The sequence below is a fragment of the Frankia sp. AgKG'84/4 genome (assembly GCF_023242965.2).
Classification (GTDB): domain Bacteria; phylum Actinomycetota; class Actinomycetes; order Frankiales; family Frankiaceae; genus Frankia.
Genome location: NZ_JALKFU020001192.1, coordinates 1 through 2,617, shown reverse-complemented (window position 1 = coordinate 2,617; position 2,617 = coordinate 1). Strand labels below are relative to the sequence as shown.

The window sequence follows — 2,617 nt, the reverse complement described above, 5'->3', positions numbered from 1 at the left end:
GCCCGGGCCCGGGCCGTGCACTGGGCGCGGACCTCAGGCTCGGCGGGATCGAGCCGACCGGCGGCGATGTCGCGCAGCAATGGCAGGAACCGGGCGTCAAGCTCCTTGAGCCGCAGCTGGCGGTCCCGGCGCACCGCCCGGCCGAGCACCCGGCGGCTGACGAGCTCGACGTCGAGGTCGCCGGCCCGCGCCCGTTCCCGCGCGCTGGCCCGCAGGACCGGCCCGAACATCGTCACCAGCAGTTGGAGGATCACCATCGCGTAGATCGACGCGCCGAGCCGGGCCATCACCAGCTCGTCGCCCCAGCCGCCGAGGCCGAGGACGATCGCGGTCATCGCGACCGCCGCCAGCGCGGCCGCGGCGTACCGATCGCGGGTCCGCCGGGTGAGCACGGCGAGTGCCACCAGCAGCGGGTTGACCATCGTGGTGCCCCAGCTGACCACCAGATGGCCGGGCAGCTCGACGGTGTTGATGGCGCCGGCGACCGCCGAGGCGACGGCGACCAGCAGGACACCGATGGCCTCGCCGCGGCGCAGTACGCGGCGCGCCACGACCCGCGCGGTCACGGCGATGACCACCGCGGTCACCAGCCAGATCGCCAGCCCGGCCACGAACGAATGCGCCTGGCCACGGTGCAGGACGACGGGGACGAGGGCGGCGAGCCAGCCGACGACGACCGCGACCGCGAAGGCGCGGCGCGCCGCGGTGGTCAGCTGCTCCTCCAACGGTCCGGCGGCCGGTGTCCCGGCCGGCTGCGCCAGTGGCGCCGCCCAGCTCAGGGTGATCCGGGTTCCGCGTCCGGGTTCGGACCAGACCTGGGCGCGCCCGCCCGCCGACCGCATCCGGGCGAAGATCGAGTTGCGCAGGCCGAGCCGCGGCCCGCCGGCGGCATCCGCCGGGAGGAATCCGCGGCCCTCGTCGACGACGCAGACCCGCAGGTTGGCCGGGCTCAGCGCCACCTCGACACGCGCGTGCGCGGTGCCGGCGTGGGCGCGCACGTTGCGCAGCGCCTCGCCGGCCGCGGCGGCGATGGCTACCGCGACCTCGTCCGGTATCAGCGCTACCGCCGGATCCCCGGCCAGTGACTCCTGCGCGCAGTCGCCAGGCTCCCCGTCGAGCTGCTCGCCGCCCAGCGCCGCTGCCTGTGCGAGGTCGGCGTCCGCGGGTGGCGCGGTGCCCGCATCCGGGGTGAGCGGGACGCGGACCAGCGTGACCCGAAGGCCGTCATCGGACGCGGTGTCGATGGCCTGGGTGAGGCGGTCGATGGCACCGAGTCCCGGATCCTCCCGGCCGGCCAGCTGTTCCTCGACGACGCGGACGCTGTGGTCACACTGCCGGCGCAGCGGCTCCACCGGCTGGTCCTCGCTCATGCCGAGCCCGGTCAGCGTGTTGAGGATGGTGTCGTGCAGCAGCCGTTCCTGCTCCCGGGTGTCGCGCTCCCGGCCCTCGGCGACCATCAGCCGCCGACGGCGGGCCGCGGCGGCGCGGTGCTGCCGGTCGGCTTCGAGCGCGACCCGGCGCAGCCGGTAGACGGCGCGGCGCACGAGCACCGCGACCACGATCATGATCGCCGTCGAGGCGAAGACCTGGGGGCGATGCCCCACTGCGGCGACGAGCTGCACGACGCAGAGCGTCGTCAGAATGATGACGAACAGCCGCCCGCTCCGCGAGAAGGCCGCGCCGACCACGACGGTGAGCAGGACGACGAACACGACGGACGCCGGGTCGCCCCGCGACTCCCCCGGAATGATCCAGTTCGTGGCAGCGGCGGCGAGGCAGGACACCACCGCGTCGGCGACGATGTACACCCGGCGCGGGCCGCGCCGCAGCAGCTCCAGAAACAGGGCGCCCCAGGCCACGAGCACCGCCACGGCCACCACCGCGATCGGATGCGCGCGGTACCAGCCGGCCCAGACCACGCCGAAGAACAGCAGGAATCCGAGTTGCGCGGCCCGCAACTGAGCCGTGCACCGAACTATCACCGCTGACAGCGCCTGCACGGAGCGTCCGTTCATGTCGCATAAGTGTGGGGGGTCCGGCAACCGGCCGGAACCCCCGGGGCAGCTGACCGCGCGTTGTCGGGTGTCAGGCCCGGTCGCGGTCGACCGTGGGAACCGCGATGGTCCTCGCCGGTGATCGTGCCGCGGGTTCGGCGCGCAGCGCGACAATCAGCGCACGGAGTCGATCGTCAGCCGGGCGACCCGTTCTCGGTGCCACTGGCTGTCACCGAAGGCGGCGATGAGGCGGCGGGCGCGCTTGTAGAAGAAATGGGCGTCGTGTTCCCAGGTGTAACCGATGCCGCCGTGATATTGGATCATGGCGGCGGTGGTGTCCCCGCCAGCCTGGTTCGCCTTGCTCTTGGCGACGGCGACGGCGAGCTCGGCCTCCGGTAGGCCGGCGTCGACGGCGTGCGCCGCGTAGAGCACGGCGTGCTCGGCCATCGTGACGGCGACGTGCAGCTCGGCGAGGTGATGCGCCACCGCCTGAAACGAGCCGACCGGCCGGCCGAACTGGACCCGGTCGGTGTCGTAGGCGACGGTGCGGGTCAGCGCCGCGCGGGCGACGCCGACGAGGTCCGCGGCGGCCAGCACGGCGCCGCGCCGGCTCAGCTCCGCGA

General features: G+C 74.1%; 2 protein-coding genes. Both read right to left on the bottom strand.

Going from position 1 to position 2,617, the window contains the following annotated elements:
- Positions 1–2,000, bottom strand: a 2,000-nt coding sequence (locus tag MXD58_RS28600; RefSeq protein WP_250611281.1) for a sensor histidine kinase, incomplete at its 3' end; no start/stop codon positions are given.
- 168 nt (positions 2,001–2,168) lie between these two features.
- On the bottom strand, positions 2,169–2,617 hold a 449-nt coding region (locus MXD58_RS28595; RefSeq protein WP_284678972.1), incomplete at its 5' end, for an acyl-CoA dehydrogenase family protein.